Origin of the sequence: Trinickia terrae (assembly GCF_005144415.1) — a bacterium.
Classification (GTDB): domain Bacteria; phylum Pseudomonadota; class Gammaproteobacteria; order Burkholderiales; family Burkholderiaceae; genus Trinickia_A; species Trinickia_A terrae.
This window is the reverse complement of record NZ_SWJE01000010.1, coordinates 307,699-333,699: the sequence shown is the minus strand read 5'-3', so window position 1 is coordinate 333,699 and position 26,001 is coordinate 307,699. Positions and strand designations below refer to the sequence as shown.

The window sequence follows — 26,001 nt, the reverse complement described above, 5'->3', positions numbered from 1 at the left end:
ATCGCTTCCAACCTGGGAGCCCCCTCGACATGGACCCGTCCGGCACGACCGGCGGGCCGGACCAAGGCGCCATTCACGCGCTTGCGGTCCGGGCAGATCCAGGCTCTCTTCCTCCGCTGTGAATCCCCGTTGCATCCACCATGAACGAACTGGAAAAAGAGCTCGCCGGATTGATCATCCAGGAGCTGAACATTGAGGATATTCAGCTCGCGGAAGTCACCGCCGACATGCCTTTGTACGGCGAAGGATTCGGGCTCGATTCGATCGATATTCTGGAAATCGCGCTCCTGATCTCCAAGAAATACGGTTTCGCGCTCCGTTCGGACAATCCCGACAACGCCAGGATCTTCGCCACGCTCGGCGGACTGGCTGCGTATGTCGCCGAGCACCGGGTCCGCTGAACGCGCGGCGATCATGGCGAACGCACGGGTGAGAGCGCTGGTCACGGGCGGCAGCGGCGCATTGGGCCGGGCGATTAGCGAAGCGCTGGCGCGCGCCGGCCACGAAGTCTGGGTGCATGCGAACAGCAGCCTGCCGCGCGCGCAGGAGACCGTCGAGCGCATCGTCGCGGCGGGCGGCGCGGCGCACGCGATCGTCTTCGACGTGACCGATGCCGAGGCGGCGCAGGCCGCGCTCGAGCGCGTGCTCGAAGGCGGCCCGCTGCAGATCGTCGTCAACAACGCCGGCATCCATGACGATGCGCCGATGGCCGGCATGACGCACGCGCAATGGCGCCGTGTCATCGACGTCTCGCTCAATGGCTTCTTCAACGTCACCCAACCCCTCTTGATGCCGATGATCCGCACGCGCTGGGGGCGCATCGTCAATATCTCGTCGGTGGCGGGCGTGATGGGCAATCGCGGACAGGTCAACTATGCGGCTGCGAAGGCAGGCCTCATCGGTGCGACGAAATCGCTTGCGCAGGAACTCGCGTCGCGCGGCATCACCGTCAATGCGGTGGCGCCCGGCATCATCGCGTCGCCGATGATCGAAGCGGCGTTTCCGCGCGAGCGCATCAAGCAGATCGTGCCGGCCGGCCGCGCGGGCGAGCCCGAAGAGGTGGCGGCGATGGTCGCGTACCTCGTCTCGGACGCGGCCGCGTATGTCACCGGGCAAGTGCTGTCGATCAACGGCGGGCTCGGATGAGCGCCGCATTCATCCCCGCTGAACGCGCCTCGTCCACTCACCTCGTGTTGATCCCGAGCTACAACTCGGGGGACAAGCTGGACGAAACCGTGCGCGGCGCGCGGGCGCAGTGGAATCCCGTGTGGGTCGTGGTCGACGGCAGCACCGACGGCAGCACGCCGCGCCTCATCGAGATGGCCGAGCGCGACCCCGGGCTGCACGTGATCGTGCTGCCGCATAACCAGGGCAAAGGCGCGGCCGTGCTCGCCGGCATCGACGAAGCTGCCGCGCGCGGCTTTACGCACGTCCTGACGATGGACTCCGACGGACAGCATCCCGCGCATCTGATCGGCGCGTTCATGGAGGCGTCGCAGGCGAGGCCCCAGTGCATGGTGTTCGGCCTGCCGATCTTCGACGCGACCGCGCCGCGCGAGCGCGTGTACGGACGGCGGCTGGCGAACTTCTGGACCAACATCGAGACGCTCTGGGCGGGGATCGGCGATTCGCTGTTCGGCTTTCGCGTGTATCCGATTGCGCCGCTGCGCGCGCTGATGCATCGGCGCACGTCGATGCGGCGCTTCGACTTCGATCCCGAAGCCGCTGTGCGCCTGTGCTGGGCGGGCGTGCGGCCGATCCGGCTCGATGCGCCGGTGCGTTATTTCCGGGCCGACGAGGGCGGCGTGTCGCACTTCCGCTACGGGCGCGACAACGTGCTCCTGGTCTGGATGCATATCCGGCTCGTGTTCGGGTGCGTGCCGCGGCTGCCCTGGCTGATCGCGCGGCGGTTGAGGTGGCGGCAGGTGTAGCGGCCGGCATCCTCGACCAGTTCCATCAGGCGCTTCAGGCCCGCGACAAGTGGCCGCCGAGCGTTCGCGATCGGTATGCGAGATGCCCCGATAGAATGAGCTCGTCGCAATCGCGCAAAGCTGTTTTGACCTATGAACCATAGCTACAACAGCCTGTATGTTCCGCTCGATATCGGCACGTGGAGTTGTGAGCTCGTGCCAGCGAACGAGTACCGCAGCCCATCTGGCAACTGGCTGCCCTTCATGAAGGGCGACGAGCTGAAACAGCTTGAAGACGATCGGCGCACCTTCGATCGGTACTTCCGGCCAAATTACGATTTCCGGCAGTTGATCGCCACAGACATCGATGCGGTCCGCTCTTTCATGCGCGATCAGCTGAACGTCGTGCATTGGGAGATGCCAACCAACAACGCGGGCATCGAACGCATCCTCAAGCACGCAGTCAGGGATGGGTGGCTCGTGCCAGTCGTCAACCGGGACCGGTGCGCGCAAACGCCGACGTTCCGGCCGGCGCCTGCGCCGCTCTACTGGGGCCCAACTCGCAACGTAAGTGGCGGAGGCGGTGGAAGTGGAGCTATAGCCAGCACGAGCGGGAAGTCGTTCCACCAGATGGCGATGGATTCGATGGGCTTGGACGCCGAAGGCGCATGGGGTTACATCGACCAGTACAACGCGATGGTGGGGCGCGTGGACGAAATGCAGGCTGTGCGTGCTTCGATGCCGATCGGTGATGCGCAGCCATTTAAGTACACGCCGGATACGGTAGGCAATGATGTAACAGAGCTCGCCGCGCGTGGTCTCGGCGAGGCCGCGGAGGCCGAATGTGACGCTATCTACGACGCTGAAATGATGGCCTGTTTCGCGGCCGGTGCAATGTATCGCGATCCGCGAACGTATGCGTTGTGCAAAGAGCGTGCGTTCCAGAACTATCAAGCTTGTCGAGGTTATTCATGAATCAAAGACAAACCGCCTTTATCACCTTCTTCGACGAACATACCGGCCAGGTGAAATTTTGCGTTTTGCCAAGGCAGTTCGTTCAATCCGCAATTGACCGCGTAATGACGATCACCGTGCCACCAGATGCGCCGGAACACTCCGATAGCCCGTTTACAGACGAAGACGCGCGGAAGCTAGGTGGTTTGGCGATCCTCACCATCGCGGGCGCGAATCCTGAATTGCAAGCGCGCCTGCAGATTACTACTGAAGCGCCAATGGAATGGACGCCGCCGAAGCCGCCGACAGGGTAGCGGCTCGCGCGTCGCGCCGCCCGCTGCTCACGCCGCAAGCTGCTCGCCGAGGCTGCCGCGCAGCGCTTCGACGAAACGTCTGAACGAAGCGAGCGAGCCCCCGATGCTTTGATATTTTTCGCGTCCGATCTGCCCGTCGAGCGTCACGAGCATGCCGGCTTGACGGGCCAGCTCGACGATCGCGGCGAAGTCGTCCGCGCTGTCCTCGACCTTTCCGGTTTCTGCCGCGCTGGCGGCGAAAGCGTGATTCGACATGATGGTCTCCTTGTAGCGTGTGACCGGACGAGGTCTTGTTCGGATTCGGCGCGGGTCCGGCGATTTGGGTTTGCCGATGGTTCCAGTATCGGAGTCGAACCGCCCGATGGAAATCGGACCGGGCTGAGCTTTGCGTAGGGCGATTGACGTTCCGTCGTGTCAGCGTTTCCCTACGCGGCGTGCCCGATGAGCGCGCGATACCTCAGATACCTGCCTGCGTTTACGGTGGTCGCGCCGCTTCCCTTTATCCCCGCGTTTACCCCCGCGCTTTGGCGATCCCCCGGATCGTCCTCCTCACCTGATTGAGCCCGGTTGCTGGGCTTGTGCTTTAGGTGCCCGTGGCGCCGTCGCCTTCAGGTTTGTCGAGCGCTTCTTCCAGCCATGCAATTGCGGCATCGGCGCTGCCGGTGATTTCTCGCAGCGCCTTGAGCACGTATTTCACTACACCTTCCGATTTAAGCGCCTGTGCGTCGCTCCACGCCTGCTTAAGTGCGTCGTCTCGGGCATCTGCTTGTCCGAGTGCATGGTGGGAGCGCGCAATGTCGGCGTATGTGAAGACTTTCCCTCTTGACTGGTCTACCTGCGCATATAGCTGCAGCGCTTCGCGGTACAAATTCAAGGCGTCGTCATGAGCGCCTGCCTTGCGACGCAAATTGCCAAGGGCGCTTAGTGTATTGGCTTCGCTGACTACCGCTTGATGGCCTTTGAAGATGGGTAATGCCTGTTCATATAGCGCACGAGCCTCGTCGGTTCGCCCCATCTTGTGTTCGAGATCGCCCAGCGCTTGCAGTGTCTTGCCTAGCCCGAGGCCAATTTGACGTCGCTCGTACAATGACAATGCACGGCTGTACAGTTCACGGGCTTCATCAAGACGTCCCTGCCTGCGCTCCAGTTCGCCGAGAGCATGAAATGTATTGGCCAGGCCGAGTCGGTCTTGTTGTGGCTCGTACATTGGCAGAACGCGGTTGTATAGCTCGCGGGCTTCGTCCAATTTCCCAACTCTGCTCAATAGGTCGCCCATCGACCGAAGCGTATTGGCTATTCCCAGTCTGGAGTGCTCCTGCTCGAATAGCGAGAGTGCGCGGCTGTATTGCTCGAGCGCTTCATCGAAGCGCCCCAGTTGCATTTCCAGATTGCCAATGAATCGAAGCGTGGTAGCTTGCCCGAGCCCTACTTGCTTGCTTTCAAATATTGTCAGCGCACGGTCATATAGGGTTCTTGCCTCGTTTCGATGGCCTGCCCTGGCTTCGAGATAGCCCAGCGATTGAAGCGTATTGGCAAGCCCTAGCGGGCTATGTTTCCGCTCGAAGAGGGCTAGCGCGCGATTGTAGAGCGCACGTGCCTGATCGGGGCGGCCAAGGCGCCTTTCCAAATTCCCGAGTGGCAGAAGCGTGTTGGCCTGGCCGAGCTCGTCTTGTTGGAGCTCGAATAGCTCCAGCGCGCGGCTGTATAGTTTGCGCGCTTCATCGGGGCGCCCTAGCCGCTCCTCCAGTCCACCCAGGCTTACGAACGCTCGTGACGGGTCTTTCATATGGGGCCAGCATGCCCTCAGGATTTCAACGGAGAGCACTGGCCGGAACTGGAACTGATTGGCAAGACGGAGAACCAAGCGCTCGATCGTTTCCACCTCGGGTGTTTCGCGGTGGAGTTCGAGAAAGATCAGGCGATGCAACGCATCGAACGTATCGAGCAGTTGTGCCCTTGCGCGCAGGCTTTCGTCTGTAGAGGCAATCTCGCCGACTGCCTTCGCAAGTTCAAGGAAAAAATCAAAAGCAACCGGCCGTACCTCCAGCCAAATATCTTCTCGCGAGCTCGTGGCAGCTTCATCCAGCGCAAAACGAGCAACTGGCGGCAACAGATGAAAACGCTTGCCTCGAAGCTCCCACACGTGATGGCGGCTTAGCGCCTGTCGAGCTTCGTCGGGCCATCCGGCAGTTTGCTGAAATTGGGTGACGAGCGTGGTTTCGATGCCCTCAGGAAATAGTGCAGCGAGCGTCCAAAGCTGCAGTGCGCCGGGCTGTGCCGCCAGTGCATCCCGAGTCAATCGCAAGCTGATCGGCAAGCTGTCGAGCCTGGAGTCGGCCGCCAGGTCTTTCGCGAAGGCGACGCCCACGTCTTTCCACCGGCTCACGATCTCGTCGAACGAATACGAATGGCCGAGCCTCGCCATCAAGGTAACGCTAAGCGCGTGACAACCCAGATCCTTCAGGACAAATTGCTCGAGAGCATCGGCGGGTAACGGAACATTCGGCACCCAAAGCTTGCGAAAGAGCTGTATGGCAGCCTCGAGCGGCAGAACATCGATCCGAATGGGCTGCGACGTGGCGCCCGCCAAGTCGACTCGCGACGAGGCCAGGAGCCTCACCCCATTGCGTTGCTGAAGCTTGCGCAGGAGTTCTACGCCTTCGGCCTTTTCGGCAACGCTTTCCAAGTTGTCCAGGTAATAAAGTCCCGGCTTGAGTATCGGCGTCAGTTGGTCGAAGCTGGTGATCTCGTCGGCGCCTAGCGCACGGCCGATCAAGGAGGGTAGCTCCTCCGGGCTGGTCTCATCCGGCACGTCGACATAAAAAACGGTTTCCGCCGGCGAGCCTTCCAGCCAGGCCTTCAGCGCGGCCTTGCAGACTTCGGTCTTGCCGATGCCGCCAAAGCCCGTGACCTGCGCGCACACGACCGCGGAGTCGTCCGAGCTGCGCAAGAAGGCGAGGACTTTCGCGATCTCCGCGTCGCGCCCGAGAATGACGCCTTCACGGGGCCGCAGCCTGGAATCCTTGCTACCGGATAGTCGGCCGGGCGCGCCCGGAGCTGGGTCGGGAAGCGGAGTTTTCAACACTTCCGCGATCAACAAGGACTGATCGGGTGTAACGGGTAAGGTAATCGGTACGGTTGGCTCAGTCGATCCGGTCAATCTGGTTGGTGCCGCCTCGGCGCTTTGCTCAGCCTCGGCCTTGCCGCATTCCCGTATGAACGCGAGCAGCGAATTGTGAACCTGCTCTCCCTTGCGGCGAGCTGGCTTGCAGATCGAAAAATGATCGGCCGCAATGGGAATCAGCGATTCCCCCGGCACGTGAGGGTTTCCGTTTCCCCGCTTTACTACCATGACACGCTGACCAGCGAGAAGTCCAAAGAGGCGTTTCCCAATCTCGACCCCCTTGGTTTCCGAAAAGGCGCGAACCTTGAACTTGAGTTCGTTCAATTGCAGGAGGAATTGGTCGCTGAGGGCCAGCAGGTGCTCATTGTGCGCGTTCATGTCGCCTACCTGCGCATTGGTGCGGAGCACTGGTTTGAACGTGTCGGCAAGCGTCGCGAGGTCCGAGCCTTGATGCGGCGTCGCCAGAAATACAACGCCGCGGATACGTCGAGCAAGCGCTTGGTACCGCTTTACGCCGCGCGTCATCGCGTGGACGATGGCCGTTTTGATGACCAATCCGCCCATGCTGTGTCCGACCAGAATCAGCGGACGATTCTCCAGGTCCTGAGCGCCGTCGAGACAATCCAGAAAGCTGAGGCCCTGAGCCGGCAACGGCATCGCGGAGTCGCGCCAGCCGGACAAATCGGCGTCGTAGTCGAGAACCCACGTTTCGCAACCGCTATCTTCGCCGACCCAGCTCGGCCAAAGAGAGGTGTGATCCTTCGATCGGCTCATCCAGGTCTTTTCAAAGTGCCCGCCTAAGCCGTGGATGAAAATAATGGAGAACGGGCCGCGTGATTGAGTTTCGAAGACACGTTTCAGTGAAGACATTTGAGATTTCAGCTTTGTTTATTGTTCGAACTGAAGCATGTTTTAGCGCAACCGGCAGTCGCTTGGCACGTCCCTATCGTGGCCAAGGCCCTTGTCATCGTCGATGAGAGGATTTTGAAAGCCGGTGAATCGCAGTTTGACTGTGGAGCCGATCTTACCAGCGCGTGGAAACGGGGGGTAGCGCCTCGCGACCTCAATTCCGCGCTTCGACGATCCCCCGTATCGTCCGCCTCACCTGATCGAGCTCCGTCGATTTGTCGAAGAAATGCCGCGCCCCCGCCGCAAGACACTCGTGCCGGTACTCGGGCGCCGGATCGTTGGTGACCACGATCGGCACCACCGGCAGCGCGCGCAGCGTCAGCGCCTTCAGGAGATCGAGCCCGGTGCCATGCGCGAGATGCAAGTCGACGATCGCCACATCCGCCGCGGCCTCGGCGATGCCCGCGAGCGCCGTCGCCGGGTCCCCCGCTTCGCCGACGACCAGCACGCCGTCGATCGCGGCCACGAGTTTGCGAAGGCGTTTCCGAATCAGCTCGGAGTCCTCGACCAGAAAGACTTTCAACGGAGTGCTCGCGCTTGTCGATGTCATGCAGCCAGTATGGCGCGCGAGCCGTGCCTGCGAAATCAGCGATGGATAAGAGTCCTGTAGGAAGGACGGAAGGCATGTACGCCGTTTCCTACAACGCGCTTTTGTACGGCTCTCGACAGCGCTTTCGACGCGCCTCGCGCCCTCGCCTACGTGCCGTCACTCTCTTCGTCTTCGAACAGCTTGTTCTTGATCGCGTAGCGCACGAGTCCTGCCTCGTGCGGGATCTGCATTTTCTCGAGAATGCGGGTCTTGTAGGTGCTCACCGTCTTCGCGCTCACGCAGAGCTTCTCGGCGATTTCGGTGATCGTCTCGCCGGCGACGAGCCGCCTGAAGACGTCGTACTCGCGGTCGGACAGCTGGTGGTGGGGCGCATCGTCGGACGGCGAGCTCAGGTTCAGGGCGAAGCGCTCGGCCATCGCGACGCTCACATAGGCGCTGCCCGAGGCGATCTTCGTCACGGCGTTGACGAGTTCGCCGGGCGCGCTTTCCTTCGTGAGGTAGCCCGAGGCGCCCGCCTTGAAGGCGCGCACGGCGTATTGCTCCTCGGCGTGCATCGTCAGGACGAGGACGCGCAGCGACGGTCTTTCTTCGTGGATCTGCTTGAGCAGTTCGAGCCCGTTGCGGCCGGGCATCGACAGGTCGAGCACCAGCACCTGGGCGTCGGCCTTGCGCGCGAGCTGCAGCGTGGAGGCGGCGTCGGCGGCTTCGCCGACCACTTCCATCTCCGACGTGCTTTGCAGAATGCGCCGCAAGCCATCGCGAAGCATGGCGTGGTCGTCGGCGAGCAGGACGCGGATCATTGCGGGGCTCCTTCGTGGCGATCGCGCGGATGACACGGTCGCGACGGTAGCGTTGGAGCAGCAATTTTCCATCAGATGAAAGCGCTTGGCGAGCAGGGATTGCACGCACGCAGCGCAGCATTCGCGCGCAGCTGAGATCTAAGGCGCGGGAACGTTCAAGCCGCGTGGGCGGACTCGGACTCGGCGGCGCGCGCGGCGGACGGCTTAATGGTCTTGCCGGCCCGCGGCGGCGGGCAGCAGGCGCCGCACACCATGCCTTTGCAGAGGTCGTATTGGTAGGCGACGAACTTGCCGTTGCAACGGCTGCACGGGGCCATCTGCACGATGTCCGCGCCGAAGAAGCGCACGAGCGTCCAGGCGCGCGTCAGGTCGAGCAGCACTTCGGCGCCGGTCGTCTGGCAGTGCTCGACGTAGAGCCGGTAGCCCTTGGTCAGCGCATCGATGTGCGGCTCGCCGGCGTCTTCGCGCAGGAACAGGTACGCGTTGTAGAAGAGCGACGAGTGGATGTTCGCGAGCCAGGTCATGTACCAGTCGGCGGACGAGGGCAGGAGGCCGCGCGGGGGCGCCTTGCCTTTCAGCTCGTGATAGAGGCGGATCATGCGCTCGCGCGGCAGCGCAAGCTCGCTTTCCAGCACCTGCATGCGGGCGCCCAGTTCGATGAGCTCGATGGCGCGCAGCACTTGCTGGGCGTCCTCGGCGACGCTCTTCCTGGCGGCGTTGGCGGCGGACGGTTTCATGCGAACACCTCCGCGGGCTGGCCGGCCAGCACGATGGCGGCGTGCGCCGGGACCACGTCGGCGTTCTTGGCCGCGTGAGTCAGCGACGAGAGGATCGTGTAGTCCTTGAAGCGGAAGAAGCACAAGAGCTGCTGTGTCGCGGCGATCCGCACGATCTGCGCGGGCGACAGGTTCAACAGGATGTCGGCGATTTCCGCCGACATGCCCAGGCGGTACATCCCGGTCGCCTTGTCGTCGCGGAGCAGCCGCTGCGCGAGGAGCATGTACGACAGGTTGAGTTCTCGAATCGAATCCAGCGGGTGCTCGCTTTGGTTCATTTCCTTGTCCCCGGTTTTGAGTGCCGCGCAAGGGCGCGCGGCGCGCCAATGCAGATCGTGTTCTCAGGCCGCGGCGGCTTCGCACACCGCTTGCGCGAAGCGCTCGAACGCGCTCAGGGACCCGCTCACGCTGCGGTATTCCTGATTGCCGATCCGCGCATCGAGCGTGATCAGCATGCCGACCTCGCGGGCGAGGGCGACGATGTCGAGCGAGGCCTTGGCCGCGGCCGGCCCTGCGCCGGCAAGGTGACGCTGGTCGATGGCGTTATCCGTGTAGTAAAGGCAGGTCATGGCATATCCCCCGGCTACGTGTGAATTGCATCTCTCAGGTATGACTATTTGTGACTGCAGTATTGGTCACGCCCGGGGGAATGAAAATCGGCGATGGCTTGAGTTTGCGTAGGCGTTCTGGAAACCCTATAGGCGGTTTCCTACAAGCCGGCGGGTGAAGGGGAAGAGGGCCGGCGCGGGGGGATGCGGGGGCCGATGCGTTGGCTTATGTCGACGTATCGTCGCTGACCGCGGCGAGCGGGAGCCCGACGGTCAGGCGCACGCCTTTGCCCGGCGCGGTATCGATCGACACCGCGCCGTTCAGCTGGCGGACCCGCTCGCGGATGCCGAGCAAGCCGAACGAGTTGTTCCTGCGCGGGGTGTCGGCGGCGATGCCGCGGCCGTTGTCGGCCACGACGATGCGCCATGCATCGCCGGTTTGCAGCGCCTGAACCCGCACCTCGGTCGCCTGCGCGTGCTTGGCGACGTTCGTCAGCGCTTCCTGCACGATGCGGAACGCGGCGGTCGCAGCGGCGGGATTGAAGCTCGGCTCGCCGGTCGGGAAGTCCAGCCGCACGGGAATGCCGTAGCGGCCCTCGAAATCGCGCGCGAGCCATTCGAGCGCGGGAACGAGGCCGAGGTCGTCGAGCGCGGCGGGCCGCAGGCCGGCCGCGATGCGCCGCACCGAGCTCACCGTCTCGTCGATCAGCGAGCGCATCGATTGCGTCTGCGCGCGCAGCTCGTTCGGCATCGCGCGCTCCTGCAAGTCGGCTTCGAGCATCGTCAGGTCGATCTTGATCGCGGTCAGGCGCTGGCCGAGGTCGTCGTGCAGCTCGCGCGCGATGCGCTTCTGCTCCTCTTCGCGCGCCGCCTGGATGCCGGCAGAGAGCCGCCCCAGGTGCTCGAGCTCCTTCACGCGCATGCGCTCCTGCAGGTCGCGCCGCGTGAGCGCGGCGAGCCGCGCGTAGAGCATGCCGCTTTCGATCAGCAGCACGACGAGCACGAAGCTCGCGGCGAGCAGGCCATAGAGGCGCCCCACGTAGAAGCCGAAGTCGAAGCGGGCGTGGTTGATCATGCCCGAGAGCGCGATGTCGATCATCCATGCGCACATCACGACGCGCAGCCACATGTCGAGCGTCGAGCGCGTGCCGAAGAAGCGCAGCACGACGAACGCGGCGAGGCTCGTCATCCAGACCAATGAGATCGTCACGCGCTGGACGGGTGCGAAGCCTCCGTGCGCGAGCAGATCGGGCAGCCACGCGCGGCCTGCGGTGGCCGTCGCGGCGAGCAGGACCACGATCGCGAGCACGATCGCCGCGCATAGCGCGATCGAGCGGCGCGGCGCCGTTTCCAGGGCGGCGGCGAGCGGGCCGTCCGCGGCCCGCTCGTCGCGCAGCAACGCGTAGGCGATCACGAAGAGCGGAAACCCGGCGTGCCAGAACATGTAGATCCAGGCGGTGCTCTGCGGGCCTGCGTGGATCAGGCCGGCGGCCGTGAAGAGGCCGGGAAACGTGAGCGCGTGCGCGACGGTCATGCCGGCGGTGAAGAGGTAGCCGCCGGCCAGGACGAGCAGGCGCTGGGATCTCAATGAGTGGAACTGGCCGAACAGCAGCATCGCGGTGATGAGGTCGTTCATCACCAGCGCCGATTCGTAGGTCGGGATGAACGCCCAGACGGCGGGCATGTCGCGCTTGGCGAACGGGGCAGCCACGATGAACGCCGCGATGCTCGCGAGGACCAGGATGTGCGCGAGCTGCTGCTCGCCGCGCCCGGCAGGCACGGTCGACAGGAACATCCGATTGCTTTGCGCGAAACCGTGTCCGGTGTCGTTGCCTGGCATCCCCGGGTAGCCGGCGAACTGCTCCATCTCGAGACCTCGCTTCACCTGTTGTTCGATTGACGCCGTCGTATGCCGGCGACGCGTTTGGAGTGGGTGCGGAGAGAGAAACGCTTGGTGCGGGAAAGTGTACTACTTGGCTTGCGGTTGAGCGAAGTGCCGAAGAGGGGAGAGGGCTGGCTTTCAAGCTTTCAAGCGATAATGCGCGGATGCCGAATCGACCCATCTCTCCTATGCGCATGCTTGCGGGCGCTCGCCTGACCGGTGCGCTGCTGATCTGGGCAGCCATCGTCAACGGTATCGTCGTCAAGTGGCACGACCCCGCGTTCGCGCTTTCCAACTACTTCAGCTACTTCACGAATCTCAGCAATCTGTTTGCGTCGGCGATGCTGTTGCATGGCGTCTTCGCCAATGGGCGGCCTGGGTCGCGAACGGTCGAGCTGCTGCGCGCGGCAGCGGCGCTGTACCTGCTCGTGACTGCAATCGTCTACGCCTTGCTGCTTGCGCCCATCGACGCGCACACGCATGCGACCCCCACGCTCAACAACTGGGTGCTGCACCGGATCATGCCCGCGGCGTTGCTCGCAGACTGGCTGATCGATCCGCCGCGCGAGCGCCTGCGTTTGCGCGAGGCATGGGTGCTGCTGGTCTTTCCGCTTGCTTACGTGGCTTATACGCTCGTGCGCGGTTCGTTCGTCGATTGGTATCCGTATCCGTTCCTCGATCCGCAGCGCAACGGCTATGGTTTCGTTATCGAGAACCTGGCGGGGATCATCGCGGGTTCCTTGCCGCTCATCGCGGTGCTTGTCTGGTCGACGTCGTTGCTGCGCACGGTGAAGCTGGGCGCGCGAGGCTAGGGCCTATTCACGCATCGGCGCGACGCCCGTCGAGCCGCGCACCACGAGCCGCGGCTCCGGCACCACCAGCACGCGCGGCGCCGTCCGCGCCGCGCCTTCGTAGTCGGGCGCCGCGGCCAGCAGGTCTCTCAAGAGCCCGACGGCCAGCTCGGCCGCCTCGGCCGTCCGCACGGCCACCGTGGTCAGCGCGGGACGCGCTTCGCGCGCCGGCTTGATGTCCGTGATGCCCGTCACCGAGAGGTCGCGCGGCACCTCCCGCCCCAGATCGGCGGCCGCGTGCAGCGCGCCGAGCGCGGGCAGGTCGTTCGACGCGAAAATCGCCGTGATCCCCGGGTCTGCTTCGAGCAATTCGCGCGCCGCGGCGTAGCCGCCCTGCACGGAGTCGGGCGCCTGGCGCAGGCGCGCGGCGGGCGCGTCGAGCCCGGCGGCATGGAGCGCGTCGACGAACCCCGCATAGCGCGCCGCGTGGATCCCAGACACCTTGCTGCCGACGATCGCGCCGATCCTCCGGTGCCCGAGTTCGACGAGATGCGCGCCCGCCAGCTCGCCCGCGCGCCGGAAATCGACCGCCACGCAATGCAGCCCCGGTGGCTCCTGCGGACGCTCCCACATGCACAGCACCACGGGCGCGCCGCGCGCCTCGGTCTTGTGCAGGTCGGCGAAGTCGAGATTCGCGTTGGTCACGAGCACGCCCTCGGAGAGCGTGCCCGCGATCTGGTCGAGGTAGGCGCGGCCCGTCGCGGGATCCTCGTTGGTGTTGCAGACGATCACGAAGTGGCCGCTCTCGCGCGCCGCGCGCTCCACTGCGAGCGCGAACTCGGGGTAGAACGGGTTGTCGATGCTCGAGACCATCAGCGCGATCGTCGGCGCGCGGCCTTCGGCCAGTGCGCGCGCCGCCAGGTGCGGGCGGTAGCCGAGCGTCTTGACCGCGTCGAGCACGCGCTGGCGCGTCTCGGCGCCGACCCGGCCGCGGTGGCGCAGCACGTTCGAAACGGTGGCGGCGGTGACGCCGGCAAGTTGTGCGACTTCGCTGAGCGTGGGCATCGGTTTGTCTCAATATTTAGGCTGACCGTCCAGCATTTGCATCGCGGCGCAAGGCGCGGCACTATCAGCCCCACAGACAGAACGACATTGGAGACGCCGCAAATCACGATCGCCACGCGATCGCTTTTTTTCGGCCCGCTGATTAAGCGCTTAATCTCCGATGTCGAGCCGATTAGATCACGGAGACGACGCGATGGCGAGCATTTCGTTGAGAGGCGTGCAAAAGACATACGGCGACGGTTCGCCGGTGATTCGTGACGTCGATCTGGAGATCGGCGAGAACGAGTTCTGCGTGTTCCTCGGGCCGTCGGGCTGCGGCAAGTCCACGTTGCTGCGGATGATCGCGGGCCTGGAGGACGTCACCGACGGCGACCTCGCGATCGGCGGCAAGATCGTCAACGCGGTGCCCGCGGCAGAGCGGGGCGTGGCGATGGTGTTCCAGAGCTATGCGCTCTTTCCCCACATGACCGTGTTCGAGAACATGGCCTTCGGCCTGAAGCTCGCCAAGAAACCCAAGGAAGAAATCGAGCGCCGCGTGCGCGACGCCGCGCGCATCCTGCAGCTCGAAGCGCTGCTCGAACGCAAGCCGAAGGCGCTCTCGGGCGGCCAGCGCCAGCGCGTCGCGATCGGTCGCGCGATCGTGCGCGAGCCGGGCGTGTTCCTCTTCGACGAACCTCTCTCCAACCTCGACGCGACGCTGCGCGGCCAGACGCGCGTCGAGATCGCGCGCCTGCACAAGCAGTTCGCCAAGGCGAGCGTCGTCTACGTGACGCACGACCAGATCGAGGCGATGACGCTCGCCGACAAGATCGTGCTCCTGCACGCGGGCAAGGACACCGAGCGCTACGGCAGCATCGCGCAGATCGGCGCGCCGCTCGAGCTCTATCACCGTCCGAGGAGCCGCTTCGTCGCGGGCTTCATCGGCGCGCCGCGGATGAACTTCCTGCCCGCGAAGGTCGCTTCGGCCGATGCGCGCGGCGTGTCGGTCACGCTCGACGGCACGGGCGAAACGGTGCGCGTCGCCGTGGACGGCGAGGCGTTGCGCGCAGGGCAGGCGGTGACGCTCGGTGTGCGTCCCGAGCATCTCGAACTCGTCGTCGGCGGCGCAGATGCCGGCGCGCAACAGGAAGCCGCCGTGCTGACGCGCACGGTCTCGCTCGTCGAGCAGCTCGGCGAGCACAGCTACGTGCATCTGGACCAGCCCGGGGGCGCTGTGCTGATCGCAAAGGCGCCCGGCGATACCCGCTTGAAGCACGGCGATGCCGCACGCTTCGCCGCCCAGGCCGCGTCGTGCCATCTGTTCACCGAGGACGGCTTCGCCGTCGCCGCCCTCGAACCGCTCGAACTTCCCGCTTGATTCGATTCACGCGAAACCGCTACACACAAAAGGACCTGGAATGCGCCTCGGAGTCTGTTACTACCCCGAACACTGGCCGGAATCGCTCTGGGAAGACGATGCCCGGCGCATGAAAGCGCTCGGCATCGAGCAGGTGCGGATCGCCGAATTCGCGTGGAGCCGCATGGAGCCATCGCCCGGCGAGTACGACTGGGGCTGGCTCGATCGCGCGGTCGACGTGCTCGGCAACGCTGGCCTCCAGGTCGTGATGTGCACGCCGACGGCCACGCCGCCGAAGTGGCTGATCGACCGCCATCCGGACATCCTGCCCGTCGGCGCCGACGGCCGCCCGCGCGCGTTCGGCTCGCGCCGTCACTACGACTTCTCGTCGCCGGCGTACTTCGAGGCCTCGCAGCGGATCTGCACGGCGGTGGCCGGGCGCTACGGCAAGCATCCGGCCGTCGCCTACTGGCAGACCGACAACGAGTTCGGCTGCCACCAGACGGTGGTCAGCTATTCGACGGCGGCAGTCGAGCGCTTTCGCGAATGGCTCAAGGCGCGCTACGGCACCGTCGATGCGCTGAACCGCGCCTGGGGCACGGTGTTCTGGAGCATGGAGTACCGCAGCTTCGACGAAGTCGACGCGCCCGTCGCGACCGTCACCGAGGCGCATCCGTCGCACCGGCTCGACTACCGGCGCTTCGCGTCGGACGAGGTCGCGCGCTACAACCGCATGCAGGTCGAGATCATCCGCGCGCATTCGCCGGGGCGTCCCATCGCGCACAACTTCATGCAGCTCTTCACCGAGTTCGATCACTACAAGGTGGCGGCCGATCTCGACGTCGCGGCCTGGGACAGCTACCCGCTCGGCGCGCTCGAAGAGCAGTGGTTCGCGCCCGAGGTGAAGGCGAAGTGGCTGCGCACGGGGCATCCCGACTTCGCGTCGTTCAATCACGACGTCTATCGCGGCATGTCGAAGGATCCGTTCTGGGTGATGGAGCAGCAGCCGGGGCCGGTCAACTGGGCGAGCTGGAACCCGGCGCCGCTGCCGGGCATGGTGCGGCTCTGGAGCTGGGAGGCGTTCGCGCACGGCGCGGGGTGCGTCTCGTACTTCCGCTGGCGGCAGGCGCCGTTCGCGCAGGAGCAGATGCATGCGGGGCTGAACACGCCGGACAACCGGCTCGACATCGGCGGCGAGGAAGCCTCGAAGGTGGCCGACGAGATGCGCGGCGTGCTCGCCGCTGATGTCGACGCCGACGCGAACGTGCGCGCTCAGGTCGCGCTCGTCTACGACTACGAGGCGAAGTGGCTCTTCGAGATCCATCCGCAGGGCGCCGACTTCCACTATCCGCGCTTCGCGTTCGAGTACTACTCGGCGCTGCGCTCGCTCGGGCTCGACGTCGACATCGTCTCCGCACATGCGCCGCTGGACGGCTATCGCCTGATCGTCGTGCCGCCGCTGCCGGTGGTGCCCGGCGATTTCGCGGAACGCCTCGCGCGCTCGGGCGCGCAGGTCGTGATCGGACCGCGCACGGGCTCGAAGACGCGCGACCTGCAGATTCCCGCGAACCTGCCGCCGGGGCCGCTCGCGTCCTTGCTGCCGCTGCGCGTGTGGCGCGTCGATTCGCTGCGTCCGAACGTGACGGTGCCGGTGCGCACCGCCGATACGGCCCGCGGCGATGCGCGCCAGTGGCGCGACCTGATCGATCTGGGCGACGCTCGAGCGTCTTCGTTCGAAGTGCGTGCGCAATTTGCCGACGGCCATCCCGCCTATGTAAAAGGCGGCGCGCTTCACTACTTCGCGAGCTTCTTCGACGACGCGTTGACGCAGCGCCTCTTCGCGCAGGCCGCGCGGGATGCGGGCATCGAAGCGGAACCGCTCGCCGAAGGGGTGCGCGTGAGCCGTCGCGGCGCGCTGACCTATGTCTTCAACTATGGCGAGCGGGTCCACACGCTCGCCGGCATCGCGGCCGAGCGCTTCGTGATCGGCTCGCGCGACATCGAACCCCAGGGCGTCGCCGCCTACCGGTCGAGCTGACGGCGGCGCGCGCGTTGGGCCATCACGCAGTGCAGGCAGTACCGACAACGATGCCATTCAAGGCAAGGAGACAAGCATGACGTTCAAACCCCGCAAGATCCTGACAGCCGTCACCCTGGCCACGGCGGCCGTGGCGATGTCGACGGCCACGCTCGCCAGCGCGAGCACGCTTACGGTCAACATCGCGTTCAAAGGCGCGAGCCAGCGCGCCGTGTGGCAATCGGTGATCGACTCGTTCGAGAAAGCGCATCCCGGGATCGACGTCAAGGTCTCGTACGTCGACGAGGAGGCGTACAAGGTGCAGCTGCCCGGCTGGCTCACGACCGTCGCGCCCGACATCATCACCTGGCACGACGGCGAGCGCATGGCCTACTACGCGAAGCGCGGCCTGTTCGACGACCTCTCCGGCGACTGGAGCAAGAACGGCTGGAACGACATGTATGCGTCGACGAAGGAAGCGTCGTCGTACAAAGGCAAGCAGTTCGCGGCGCCGACCTTCTACTACTCGTGGGGTCTGTTCTACCGCAAGGACCTGTTCCAGAAGGCCGGCATCACGAGCGAGCCGAAGACCTGGGACCAGCTCATGGACGCCTGCAAGAAGCTGAAGGCGGCGGGCATCACGCCGTTCGCAGTCGGCGGGCGCGACGCATGGACGCTTGCCGGCTGGTTCGACTACCTCGACCTGCGCCTGAACGGCAACGCGTTCCACCAGAAGCTGATGGCGGGCGACGTGGCCTACACCGACCCGCGCGTGAAGAAGGTCTACACGACCTGGAAGCAGCTGATCGACGACGGCTACTTCATCGACAACTCGCTCTCCTACGATCTCGACGCCGCGCAGCCGTTCCTGTTCCAGGGCAAGGCCGCGATGATGCTGATGGGCACCTTCATCGCCGGCGGCTTCCCGGCGAACGTGAAGCAGGAGATGGGCTACTTCCAGTTCCCGGTCATCAACGCGAGCGTGCCGACCGCCGAGGACGGCCCCGTCGAGACGCTGAACATTCCCACGAAGGCGAAGAACAAGGCCGACGCCCGCACGTTCCTCGCTTTCGTCGAGACGCCCGAGATCGGCGAGCGGATCGGCACGGGGATGGGGTCGCTCTCCGCGAACAGCAAATCGCCCGCGCCGGAGGACCCGATCGCGAAGACCGGCTTCCAGATCCTGTCGAACACGAAGGGCGGCATCGCGCAGTTCTACGATCGCGACATGACCAAGGAGATGGCCGACGAAGGGATGAAGGGCATGCAGGAGTTCGTCGCCGATCCGACCAAGATCGACGACGTGCTCGCGCAGCTCGAACAGACGCGCAAGCGGATTTACCAGAAGTAAGCACCTGGGGCGGACAGGTTGGCTTCATGCCGCTTCGTCCGCCCGCGATCGATCGGGAGAATGGCTTTGCCACACACCGTTACCTATCATCGCGCGCAAGCGCTGCCCGACGGCGCCGCCGGCTCCGGCGCGAGCGGTGCGCTCGAACCGCCGCGGGCAAAGGGCGCGCGCCGCCGGCGCGCCTCGCCCGATGCCCGCCGCCAGCGGCGCGCGGCGTTTCTGTTTCTCGCGCCCGCGTGCGTGATGATCGGCCTCTACGTGATCTGGCCGATTCTTTCGACGATCCGCATCAGCTTCTACAACTGGGACGGGATGACGCCGCCGAGCTTCGTCGGCCTCGACAACTACGTCGAGTTGCTCCATGCGCGCGCGTTCTACACGGCGCTCAAGAACAACCTGATCTGGCTGCTCCTGTTCCTGCTTGCGCCGCCGATGGGGCTCGCCGTCGCGCTCTACCTGAACCAGGCGGTGCGCGGCATCCGTTTCGTCAAGTCGCTGTTCTTCGCGCCGTTCGTGTTGTCGGGCGTGGTGGTCGGGCTGATCTTCACGTGGTTCTACGACCCGGCCTTCGGGCTGCTCAAGCTGTTCGCCGGGCACGGCATCCCGGTGCTCGGCGATGCGCGCTACGCGACGTTCGGCATCGTCTTCGCGGCGCTCTGGCCGCAGACAGCCTACTGCATGATCCTCTACCTCACCGGGCTGACGACGCTCAACGCCGAGCAGCTCGAAGCGGCGCGCATGGAAGGCGCGCGCGGCTGGGCGCTGCTCTGGCACGTCGTGCTGCCGCAACTGCGGCCGACGACCTTCATGGCGGTCGTCGTGACCGTGATCGGCGCGCTGCGCAGCTTCGATTTGATCTCGGTGATGACCGGAGGCGGCCCGTTCGAAAGCTCGACGGTGCTGGCGTATTACATGTATGACCAGGCCATCAAGTATTTCCGGTTCGGCTACTCGGCGTCGATCGCGGTCGTGCTGTTCGGGATCATGCTGGTCTACATCGTGTATCACCTGCGCCGCATGCTGCGCAACGAGCAATAGAGCAACCGAGCTAAGGACCCGACATGTATCCGTTACCCGTCGATCACTGGAAGCCGGCGTCCCGGCGTCTCTACAAACTCTCGCTGCCGATTGCGCTTCTTATCTGGCTGTTGCCGATGATCGCGGTGTTCGTCACGTCGGTGCGCTCGACCGGGGAGCTGATGGAGGGCAACTACTGGGGATGGCCCAAGCACATCGCACTCTTCGAGAACTACCGCGAAGCGTTGACGAACTCGCCGATGCTCCATTACTTCGTCAACAGCGTGCTGATCACGGTGCCTTCGGTGGCAGGCGCGATCGCGCTCGCGTCGATGGCGGGCTTCGCGCTGGCCACCTACCGGTTTCGCGGCAGCACGGCGCTGTTTGCGACCTTCGTCGCGGGCAACTTCGTGCCGGTGCAGGTGCTGATGATTCCGGTTCGCGACCTGTCGCTGCAACTGGGGCTGTTCAATACGCTCCCCGCGCTGATCCTTTTTCACGTGGCGTTCCAGACGGGGTTCTGCGCGCTCTTTTTGCGCAACTTCATCAAGCAGCTGCCGTTCGAGCTCATCGAGGCCGCGCGCATCGAAGGCGCGGGCGAGTGGACCGTGTTCTTCAAGATCATCCTGCCGCTGATCCGTCCGGCGCTCGCGGCGCTCACGATCCTCGTCTTCACCTTCGTCTGGAACGACTACTTCTGGGCGCTGTGCCTCACGCAAGGCGACGACGCGGCGCCGCTCACGGTCGGCGTCGCCGCGCTCAAGAGCGGGTGGACCACGGCGTGGAACCTGGTGTCGGCCGGGTCGATTCTTGCCGCGCTGCCTTCGGTGGCGATGTTCTTCGCGATGCAGAAGCATTTTGTGGCGGGGCTGACGTTTGGGGCGAGCAAGGGGTAGTGAGCTTGCGTTTCGCGCACCCGCGGCGCCATGCCCCGCTATCGACCCGCTCGCGACATCCGCATGAGAGCCGTGATAGGCTGCTTTTCACCTGTCACCGGGAGGCCTCATGAGCACCTGGGTCCACATCGGTCCATCCGTCGTGGCGTCATTCCTCGCGTCCCTGGTCGAGTTCGTTGAAGCGCTGACTGTGATTCTTGCGGTCGGGACGGTACGAGGCTGGCGCTCGGCGCTGACGGGCGCGGCTGCCGGCGTGCTGGTCCTGATGGTGCTGGTCGTCGCGCTCGGCCAGTCGTTGCTGCAGGCGCCGATCGTTGCGGCGCGGCTTCTGGTCGGCACCCTTGCGCTGTTGTTCGGCGCACGATGGCTGCGCAAGGCCATGCTGAGGGCAACGGGCGTCCTGCCGCTGCACGATGAGAACACCGTGTTCAAGAGGGAGGCAACCGCGCTGCTTCAAGCCGGCGTGCTCCGCACCAGATGGGATGCCGTCGCCCTTGCGACATCGTTCAAGATCGTGATGCTCGAGGGCATGGAAGTCGTGTTCATCGTGATCGCGCTCGGCGCCAGCAGCCGTCAAATGGGCCCGGCGTCAGCCGGGGCCGCCGCCGCCTTTGCGCTCGTTTGCGGGCTCGGCATCGTGCTGCACCAACCCTTGGCAAAGGTGCCGGAAAACACCTTGAAATATGCGGTCGGCATCCTGCTCTGCGCATTCGGCACCTTCTGGTCAGGCGAAGGCCTCGGGATCGAGTGGCCATCGGGCGACCTGGCCATCCTTGCGCTTGCCGGCGGCTACCTGATCGTGTCGCAAATGCTGATCGTGGTCTGCCGCCGGTACCGGACACGCACGCCGGCCGTCGCCAGAACCGCGCCGGCCGCCACCGCGACTGATCCGCCGGGCCATGGAGTCGTGCGCATCTGGCAAGAAGCGCTCGGGCTATTCGTCGACGACGGCTTCCTGGCTGCCGGCGTGCTCGCCTGGATCGCGGCGACAGCGGTGCTCACACGGGCGGCAATGGCCGGTCATGTCTACATGCCAGGCGCCCTGTTCGCCGGTGTGGCGCTCATCCTCGTGCTAAGCGCGGGGCGTGCCGCGATGCGATAGCGGCATGGAGTGTCGCGCGTCGCGTTCACGAACGGACCGGCTCGCCCTCGCGGCGGGCGATGAAATCCGATCCGAGGCCGATGACGATCGCGGCGGCGCTGATGGCGAACAGCAAGCGGTGGTCGCCGCCGCTGTGAGCGAAGAGCGCCGAATAGGCGTAGCCGGCCAACGCCTGGGCGGCTGCGAAGACGGTGGTCGCGCGGCTCCAGACGTGGTTCTGGCGCTCCGCGTCGCCGGGCACGATCTCGTGAACGCCCTTCAGCGTCAGCGGGACGATGCCGGGCGGAAAGCTGCCGATGACGACGGTCGCGAGACCGATCAGCGCGCGATCGCTCGTCGCCGCGAGGACTGCCACCGCGATCGCCTGGACGAGCATCAAGGCGCGAAATGCGGGACGTGCGCCGAGGCGGTCGGCGAGCATCCCGTAAACCGGCGGCCCGGCAATCGCGCCGATGCCGTAGAGGATCCAGAACGACGCTCCGGCATGGGCTCCGGCGCCAAGGCCTCGCGCGATGAAATCGACGAGAAACACCATCGGGGCAACCAGCCCGACCGCCATGAGCGCGTATTGGACATACAGACGCTTGATGGCGTGACCGGCCTCGCACGCGAGCGTCGTGGCGGGCGTGCCCGTTTTGCGCGCCGCGGCGGAAGGGCCGGCCGCCGGCCAGCAGAGCCAGCTTGCGGCGGTAAGGAGCGCCGACAGCACGCCAAGTCCGATCCAGGCGCCGCGCAGTCCCTCGTGCAGCAGCAGGGGGACGAGCGTGCCCGATCCCGCAATGCCGAGACCGAGGCCCAGGAACAGGGCGCCGCTCGCGAGCCCCCTGCGCTCGGCGGGCACATGCGGCAGCACGGCCGCGGCGACCAGCACCATGATCGCGCCGCCCGCGATGCCGGACGCGAGGCGCCAGACGAAGAACCACGCCACCGATACGGGGAACGCGCAGGCGAAGAACGCGAGCGTGACCAGGACCTTCATCGAACGAAGCGCGCGCGTGCTGGAGATGGCGTCCGCGATGGGGCGGCCTGCCACGGCGCCGATGAGGTAGCCGGCGAGGTTGGCGGCGCCCAGGTAGACGGCGTCGGCCGTGGAGAACCAGTGCGCCTGGATCAGCGCGGGAAGCAGGGGGGTATAGGCGAAGCGGGCGAGCCCGATGCTGACGAGGCTCGCGCACAGGCCGGCGAAGATGAAGCGCCACATGATTGGACGAGCCGCATTGGCGGCGGGAGCCGGGTTGGTCGGAATCTTATGGCGTTGGCGCCGCCTCATGAACGGCGTGCGGGGAAAATCAGTTATTCCGGCTGGGAATCGGTAGCGGGCAGGGCCGAAGAGCAAGTCGCCGAGAGACTAGGGCCTGTTATTAGCGTGAACAGGCCCTAGCGATAGTTCACGAAGTTGATGATGTCATTGAGAAACCACGGCAGGATCAATTGCGTGTCGGGATAGCTGGTGCCGACGCTGAGCCTCGGTGGCTTCGAGGTGGAGTCACCGGGCGTCGCACCGCCGGTAGTGTGCGGAATGTAGGTATCCGTGTTGGCCGCGCTTGGCCGGGAGGTCTGATGATTCGCGGTCGACCAGGTTGAGGCGCAGCCGGCGGTGAATACAACAAGGGCCGCTGTGAAGCAAAAGGCCTTCATGATGATGAACTCCAGCAACGTTACGTCCAGCGGCAACCCTCGGCCATTGCAATCGCGGGTCGTTACTTCCATCCGCAGCAATGGGAGACGACTTCACAGCTCCACTTGGCACGTCATGCCTTCTTTACGTACGCGCTGCACCAGCCTTTCGCGTTCACCAGCTTGCCCGCAAAGATCGTACAGGGAGCCGTTGCATCACCAGCCTTGCCCTGGAAGAACTGACAGTTCGCACACGCCTGCCCCGGCTGAAACTTCGGGTACTTCGCACGGTCGACCTTCCTTGCATCGGTTCTGTAACCGAGCGCCTGCGCGTTCGTATCGGACTCCAGAACCGGAGCGGCGTCGGCCCATGCTTCGTACGGCAGCATGAGCGACGACGCAACGCCCACGACAGTGAGCATGAAACTACGGCGGCACGATTTCATGATTTCACTCCTGATCACCTTCCACTGTTTGCGCTTCGCGTCCGGGGAGCGCAGCCGCGAATAACGGGTGCGCGCCTCTTCGTTGCATCTCGATCAGATAGTTGCGCATCAAGCCGCAGTCAGAATCTTTGTGTGAACGATCAGTCCAGTTCGTCACGGCGGTTCGTTCAAAGCTGAGGACTGGCTCGCAACTCAAGGGATCGCCTTGGATAGTGTACTAACGCGGAAAAACCGTTCGACCGGAAGCACCGCGATCACGCCACCTCCGCCCGCGCCCGTGTGCGTGATGTCCATGATCTCTTTGACCAGCGCGTCGACATTCGGCTCCTGGGTAAATATCTCGATCTTGATGTGCTCGGTCGTCCAGTCATTCGAAAAGAGGTTCGGGTGTCCGCCGAACCCCTTGACCCTGCTGACCGTGACACCATGGATGTGAATCGCGCCGAGTCTCCTCTCCAGCGTTTCCAGCACGTCGGACCGGACGATCGCGACGACGCATTTGATTTCCATGGCCTGCTCCTGTTGGCTGTGGGATGGCATCGTAGCGATACCGCTGGGTCAGCGCCGGCAGGCGCCATCTCCTGCCATCGGGGCGGTGCGTTGCTGAAGATGTGCCCGTCCACTTCGCACCGGCCGCCTTCCGGTCGTGGTCTGCATGTCTGATCATGACCCGCCGCCCCATCGCCTGAGATGCGCGAGAAACGTGTCGGCCCCAACAAATCCCACCAGCTGCGCATCCTCCTGCTGTTTGCCGTTTCGGTCGTAGAAAATCAGCGCCGGCGGTCCAAAGAGTCCAAAGCGACGCAGCATCGCAGTGTCCTCCGCTGTGTTCTTCGTCACGTCGATGCGCAGCAGCGTCCAGTGTGCAAATTCGCTGACCACTCGCGGGTCGCTAAAGGTGAAGCGCTCGAGTTCCTTGCAGCTGATGCACCAGTCCGCATAGAAATCGACCATCACAGGCTGCCCGCTCGCTGCCTTGAGCGCCTGGTCCAGTCCGGCGTTCGACCGTATCGCCGTGAACCGCGCGGCCGATTTCCCGTCCGCGCTGCTGCTCGCCGGCGACGACGCTCGCATCACGCCACCGAGCGGCTCCAGCACGTCGAAGTTGCCGGACGCGACACCGATGAACTCGGCGATGCCGGCGACCAGCAGCAATATGCCAAGCGCCTTGCCCACTCGGGACATACCCGGCGCATCGGGCGCCAGCGGATCAATGGCTCTGAGCATCATGCCGCAGCTGGTGAGCAACAGCGCGACCAGTGTCATCAGCAGCCAGCCCGGCAGCAGCGAGTAGACGAACCACAATGCGGCCGCAAGCAGCATGACACCCAGTGTGTTCTGAATCGCCACCATCCACCGGCCTGACTTCGGCAGCGCGTGTGCGCCGAGCGTACCGACCACCAGCAGCGGGAGCCCGATTCCAATGGCCATCACGTACAGCGCGAGCGCTCCGCCGAGAACGTCGTGACTGTTCGCGATGTAGAGCAACGCGCCGGCCAGCACGGGCGTCGAACACGGTCCGACAATCAGCGCGGACAGCGTGCCCATCACGAACACCGGAACAATCCGGCCGCCGGGCAAATGGTTGCTCCAGTCCGTAAGTCGCGTTTGCCAGCTCGTCGGCAGCTGCAGCCTGAACACGCCGAACATCCCGAGCGCAAGGATGGCCATGAGCAGGCCGAAGCCGGCCAGAACCCAAGGCGTTTGTGTCACCGCCACCAACGGGATGCCGATGAGCGCCGCAATGGTGCCGGCCACCGCGTAGGCGATGGCCAGCCCTTGCACATAAGCGAGCGACAGCGCGAAGCCTCTCCACAGGGACGACCGCTCCCGCGTTCCCCCGATAACCGCAGTCACAATGGGAATGAGCGGATACATGCACACGGTGCCTGCCATCAACACGCCGGCGAACAGAAAACCCAGCAGCTCGGGCAAGGAAATGCCGTTCGCGGGGTGCAGGTCGATGCCAAGCCCAGTGGACGACCGGGTTTCGCCAGTGCCCGGAAATTCGGCCATGCCCGCCGGAGCGTTGCTTCCCGTCGCGACGGACGTGACAGCGCCGTCGGCCGCCACGCGATAGCTTCGCGTCTGCGGCGGATAGCAAACGCCCAGGTCTGCGCAACCCTGCGATGTGACGGACAGCACGATGCCGCTCGCTATGGGACGCGGCAAAGGAATACGGATTTGTACCGGTCGGTGATAGACCGTGACCGTGCCAAACGTCGGGTCACTTTTTAGTTCCCCGGGGGGCATCTGGTCCGGCTTTATCGACGTGCCGTCAACCGCAAAGCTGAACCTGTCCCGATAGAGGTAATAGCCGGGGGGCGTTCCGAAATCGAGCGTGAGCAGCTGCGGCGCGCTCAGCGCGACCTTCAACGGGAACGCCTGTTCAGGCGGGAGCAGGTCGGACGCGTTGACCGCGTGGGCGGCCAGTGACGTGAGAAGGAGCAGCAAGCCGAGTGCGGCGCACAATGCACCGTTGAGCGTGTCCTTCAGGCGGCATAAGCCTCGCTGGGCGTTGATTGGCGTTGTTTGCATCGCTCGCCTCTCTGGCAGACCGGACTCCAGGCTTACCACGAACGGTGCGCCCGGAGTC

At 64.8% G+C, this 26,001-nt stretch carries 26 protein-coding genes; 12 read left to right on the top strand and 14 right to left on the bottom strand.

The window, feature by feature from the left end; all coding sequences use genetic code 11:
• Positions 1-140 precede the first annotated feature (140 nt).
• The 5 genes from FAZ69_RS19985 (at position 141) to FAZ69_RS19965 (ending at position 3,178) form a co-directional block, all read left to right on the top strand.
• Complete coding sequence (locus FAZ69_RS19985) at positions 141-401, top strand: phosphopantetheine-binding protein (RefSeq protein WP_136896802.1); 261 nt, start codon at positions 141-143, stop codon at positions 399-401.
• Between the two features lie 28 nt (positions 402-429).
• Complete coding sequence (gene fabG / locus FAZ69_RS19980; protein WP_136896886.1) at positions 430-1,146, top strand: 3-oxoacyl-ACP reductase FabG; 717 nt, start codon at positions 430-432, stop codon at positions 1,144-1,146.
• An 11-nt stretch (positions 1,147-1,157) separates the two neighbouring features.
• Positions 1,158-1,931: a glycosyltransferase family 2 protein gene (locus FAZ69_RS19975; RefSeq protein WP_136896885.1), complete on the top strand. Its 774-nt coding sequence runs from the start codon at positions 1,158-1,160 to the stop codon at positions 1,929-1,931.
• A 132-nt stretch (positions 1,932-2,063) separates the two neighbouring features.
• Entirely contained in the window at positions 2,064-2,885 is an 822-nt protein-coding gene (locus FAZ69_RS19970) for a hypothetical protein (protein WP_136896801.1), read from the top strand.
• Entirely contained in the window at positions 2,882-3,178 is a 297-nt protein-coding gene (locus FAZ69_RS19965; protein ID WP_136896800.1) for a hypothetical protein, read from the top strand. The genes FAZ69_RS19970 and FAZ69_RS19965 overlap by 4 nt, the downstream gene beginning before the upstream one ends.
• Positions 3,179-3,205: 27 nt before the next feature.
• Here FAZ69_RS19965 and FAZ69_RS19960 read toward each other — a convergent pair whose 3' ends face one another.
• The 8 genes from FAZ69_RS19960 to FAZ69_RS19925 all read right to left on the bottom strand — a co-directional run bounded on the left by FAZ69_RS19960 (position 3,206) and on the right by FAZ69_RS19925 (position 11,770).
• Positions 3,206-3,433 (bottom strand): hypothetical protein, encoded by a 228-nt coding sequence (locus FAZ69_RS19960; protein WP_136896799.1) that lies wholly within the window; start codon positions 3,431-3,433, stop codon positions 3,206-3,208.
• Positions 3,434-3,761: 328 nt separating this feature from the next.
• Entirely contained in the window at positions 3,762-7,172 is a 3,411-nt protein-coding gene (locus tag FAZ69_RS19955; protein ID WP_136896798.1) for an alpha/beta fold hydrolase, read from the bottom strand.
• A 193-nt stretch (positions 7,173-7,365) separates the two neighbouring features.
• Positions 7,366-7,734, bottom strand: coding sequence for a response regulator (locus FAZ69_RS19950; RefSeq protein WP_240702348.1), 369 nt, complete (start codon positions 7,732-7,734; stop codon positions 7,366-7,368).
• Between the two features lie 173 nt (positions 7,735-7,907).
• A complete protein-coding gene (locus FAZ69_RS19945; protein ID WP_136896796.1) occupies positions 7,908-8,561 on the bottom strand; it encodes a response regulator in 654 nt (217 codons plus the stop codon).
• A gap of 155 nt (positions 8,562-8,716) precedes the next feature.
• Entirely contained in the window at positions 8,717-9,298 is a 582-nt protein-coding gene (gene flhC / locus FAZ69_RS19940) for a flagellar transcriptional regulator FlhC (protein WP_136896795.1), read from the bottom strand.
• Positions 9,295-9,615 (bottom strand): flagellar transcriptional regulator FlhD, encoded by a 321-nt coding sequence (gene flhD, locus FAZ69_RS19935; protein WP_136896794.1) that lies wholly within the window; start codon positions 9,613-9,615, stop codon positions 9,295-9,297. The genes flhC and flhD overlap by 4 nt, the downstream gene beginning before the upstream one ends.
• 63 nt (positions 9,616-9,678) lie before the next feature.
• The gene (locus FAZ69_RS19930) at positions 9,679-9,906 is read right to left on the bottom strand and encodes a hypothetical protein (RefSeq protein WP_169708691.1); all 228 of its coding nucleotides are present in this window, start codon (positions 9,904-9,906) and stop codon (positions 9,679-9,681) included.
• Positions 9,907-10,111: 205 nt separating this feature from the next.
• On the bottom strand, positions 10,112-11,770 hold the full coding sequence (locus tag FAZ69_RS19925; RefSeq protein WP_136896793.1) for a sensor histidine kinase: 1,659 nt from the start codon (positions 11,768-11,770) through the stop codon (positions 10,112-10,114).
• A 185-nt stretch (positions 11,771-11,955) separates the two neighbouring features.
• Between FAZ69_RS19925 and FAZ69_RS19920 the strand changes: the two genes are divergently transcribed.
• Positions 11,956-12,579 carry a Pr6Pr family membrane protein gene (locus tag FAZ69_RS19920; protein ID WP_136896792.1) on the top strand — a complete coding sequence of 208 codons (624 nt, stop codon included), beginning with the start codon at positions 11,956-11,958 and terminating at the stop codon, positions 12,577-12,579.
• A gap of 3 nt (positions 12,580-12,582) precedes the next feature.
• Here the strand turns inward: FAZ69_RS19920 and FAZ69_RS19915 are convergent, their stop codons facing one another.
• Complete coding sequence (locus tag FAZ69_RS19915; protein ID WP_136896791.1) at positions 12,583-13,623, bottom strand: LacI family DNA-binding transcriptional regulator; 1,041 nt, start codon at positions 13,621-13,623, stop codon at positions 12,583-12,585.
• 193 nt (positions 13,624-13,816) lie between these two features.
• Between FAZ69_RS19915 and FAZ69_RS19910 the strand changes: the two genes are divergently transcribed.
• From FAZ69_RS19910 to FAZ69_RS19885, 6 genes are all read left to right on the top strand, one after another.
• Positions 13,817-14,980, top strand: coding sequence for an ABC transporter ATP-binding protein (locus FAZ69_RS19910; RefSeq protein WP_136896790.1), 1,164 nt, complete (start codon positions 13,817-13,819; stop codon positions 14,978-14,980).
• 40 nt (positions 14,981-15,020) lie between these two features.
• The gene (locus FAZ69_RS19905) at positions 15,021-16,997 is read left to right on the top strand and encodes a beta-galactosidase (RefSeq protein WP_136896789.1); all 1,977 of its coding nucleotides are present in this window, start codon (positions 15,021-15,023) and stop codon (positions 16,995-16,997) included.
• Positions 16,998-17,073: 76 nt separating this feature from the next.
• Positions 17,074-18,327 (top strand): ABC transporter substrate-binding protein, encoded by a 1,254-nt coding sequence (locus FAZ69_RS19900; protein ID WP_136896788.1) that lies wholly within the window; start codon positions 17,074-17,076, stop codon positions 18,325-18,327.
• A 60-nt stretch (positions 18,328-18,387) separates the two neighbouring features.
• Positions 18,388-19,365 carry a carbohydrate ABC transporter permease gene (locus FAZ69_RS19895; protein ID WP_136896787.1) on the top strand — a complete coding sequence of 326 codons (978 nt, stop codon included), beginning with the start codon at positions 18,388-18,390 and terminating at the stop codon, positions 19,363-19,365.
• A gap of 23 nt (positions 19,366-19,388) precedes the next feature.
• A complete protein-coding gene (locus FAZ69_RS19890) occupies positions 19,389-20,240 on the top strand; it encodes a carbohydrate ABC transporter permease (protein WP_136896786.1) in 852 nt (283 codons plus the stop codon).
• A 142-nt stretch (positions 20,241-20,382) separates the two neighbouring features.
• Positions 20,383-21,342, top strand: coding sequence for a COG4280 domain-containing protein (locus tag FAZ69_RS19885; protein ID WP_240702347.1), 960 nt, complete (start codon positions 20,383-20,385; stop codon positions 21,340-21,342).
• A 25-nt stretch (positions 21,343-21,367) separates the two neighbouring features.
• Here FAZ69_RS19885 and FAZ69_RS19880 read toward each other — a convergent pair whose 3' ends face one another.
• The 5 genes from FAZ69_RS19880 to dsbD form a co-directional block, all read right to left on the bottom strand.
• Entirely contained in the window at positions 21,368-22,543 is a 1,176-nt protein-coding gene (locus FAZ69_RS19880; RefSeq protein WP_169708706.1) for a YbfB/YjiJ family MFS transporter, read from the bottom strand.
• 176 nt (positions 22,544-22,719) lie between these two features.
• Positions 22,720-22,998, bottom strand: coding sequence for a hypothetical protein (locus tag FAZ69_RS19875; RefSeq protein ID WP_369407758.1), 279 nt, complete (start codon positions 22,996-22,998; stop codon positions 22,720-22,722).
• Positions 22,999-23,093: 95 nt separating this feature from the next.
• Entirely contained in the window at positions 23,094-23,405 is a 312-nt protein-coding gene (locus FAZ69_RS19870) for a high-potential iron-sulfur protein (RefSeq protein ID WP_136896784.1), read from the bottom strand.
• Between the two features lie 192 nt (positions 23,406-23,597).
• Positions 23,598-23,915: a P-II family nitrogen regulator gene (locus tag FAZ69_RS19865; protein ID WP_136896783.1), complete on the bottom strand. Its 318-nt coding sequence runs from the start codon at positions 23,913-23,915 to the stop codon at positions 23,598-23,600.
• 153 nt (positions 23,916-24,068) lie between these two features.
• Positions 24,069-25,943 carry a protein-disulfide reductase DsbD gene (gene dsbD / locus FAZ69_RS19860; protein WP_136896782.1) on the bottom strand — a complete coding sequence of 625 codons (1,875 nt, stop codon included), beginning with the start codon at positions 25,941-25,943 and terminating at the stop codon, positions 24,069-24,071.
• Positions 25,944-26,001: the final 58 nt, after the last annotated feature.

What these genes read in the sequence shown, in the direction of transcription:
- FAZ69_RS19985 (WP_136896802.1), top strand. Translation starts at nt 141, where the DNA reads ATGAACGAACTGGAAAAAGAGCTCGCCGGATTGATCATCCAGGAGCTG.
- FAZ69_RS19970 (WP_136896801.1), top strand. Translation starts at nt 2,064, where the DNA reads ATGAACCATAGCTACAACAGCCTGTATGTTCCGCTCGATATCGGCACG.
- FAZ69_RS19965 (WP_136896800.1), top strand. Translation starts at nt 2,882, where the DNA reads ATGAATCAAAGACAAACCGCCTTTATCACCTTCTTCGACGAACATACC.
- FAZ69_RS19960 (WP_136896799.1), bottom strand. Translation starts at nt 3,433, where the DNA reads ATGTCGAATCACGCTTTCGCCGCCAGCGCGGCAGAAACCGGAAAGGTC.
- FAZ69_RS19955 (WP_136896798.1), bottom strand. Translation starts at nt 7,172, where the DNA reads ATGTCTTCACTGAAACGTGTCTTCGAAACTCAATCACGCGGCCCGTTC.
- FAZ69_RS19945 (WP_136896796.1), bottom strand. Translation starts at nt 8,561, where the DNA reads ATGATCCGCGTCCTGCTCGCCGACGACCACGCCATGCTTCGCGATGGC.
- flhC (WP_136896795.1), bottom strand. Translation starts at nt 9,298, where the DNA reads ATGAAACCGTCCGCCGCCAACGCCGCCAGGAAGAGCGTCGCCGAGGAC.
- flhD (WP_136896794.1), bottom strand. Translation starts at nt 9,615, where the DNA reads ATGAACCAAAGCGAGCACCCGCTGGATTCGATTCGAGAACTCAACCTG.
- FAZ69_RS19930 (WP_169708691.1), bottom strand. Translation starts at nt 9,906, where the DNA reads ATGACCTGCCTTTACTACACGGATAACGCCATCGACCAGCGTCACCTT.
- FAZ69_RS19920 (WP_136896792.1), top strand. Translation starts at nt 11,956, where the DNA reads ATGCGCATGCTTGCGGGCGCTCGCCTGACCGGTGCGCTGCTGATCTGG.
- FAZ69_RS19915 (WP_136896791.1), bottom strand. Translation starts at nt 13,623, where the DNA reads ATGCCCACGCTCAGCGAAGTCGCACAACTTGCCGGCGTCACCGCCGCC.
- FAZ69_RS19910 (WP_136896790.1), top strand. Translation starts at nt 13,817, where the DNA reads ATGGCGAGCATTTCGTTGAGAGGCGTGCAAAAGACATACGGCGACGGT.
- FAZ69_RS19905 (WP_136896789.1), top strand. Translation starts at nt 15,021, where the DNA reads ATGCGCCTCGGAGTCTGTTACTACCCCGAACACTGGCCGGAATCGCTC.
- FAZ69_RS19900 (WP_136896788.1), top strand. Translation starts at nt 17,074, where the DNA reads ATGACGTTCAAACCCCGCAAGATCCTGACAGCCGTCACCCTGGCCACG.
- FAZ69_RS19895 (WP_136896787.1), top strand. Translation starts at nt 18,388, where the DNA reads ATGGCTTTGCCACACACCGTTACCTATCATCGCGCGCAAGCGCTGCCC.
- FAZ69_RS19890 (WP_136896786.1), top strand. Translation starts at nt 19,389, where the DNA reads ATGTATCCGTTACCCGTCGATCACTGGAAGCCGGCGTCCCGGCGTCTC.
- FAZ69_RS19880 (WP_169708706.1), bottom strand. Translation starts at nt 22,543, where the DNA reads ATGTGGCGCTTCATCTTCGCCGGCCTGTGCGCGAGCCTCGTCAGCATC.
- FAZ69_RS19870 (WP_136896784.1), bottom strand. Translation starts at nt 23,405, where the DNA reads ATGAAATCGTGCCGCCGTAGTTTCATGCTCACTGTCGTGGGCGTTGCG.
- FAZ69_RS19865 (WP_136896783.1), bottom strand. Translation starts at nt 23,915, where the DNA reads ATGGAAATCAAATGCGTCGTCGCGATCGTCCGGTCCGACGTGCTGGAA.
- dsbD (WP_136896782.1), bottom strand. Translation starts at nt 25,943, where the DNA reads ATGCAAACAACGCCAATCAACGCCCAGCGAGGCTTATGCCGCCTGAAG.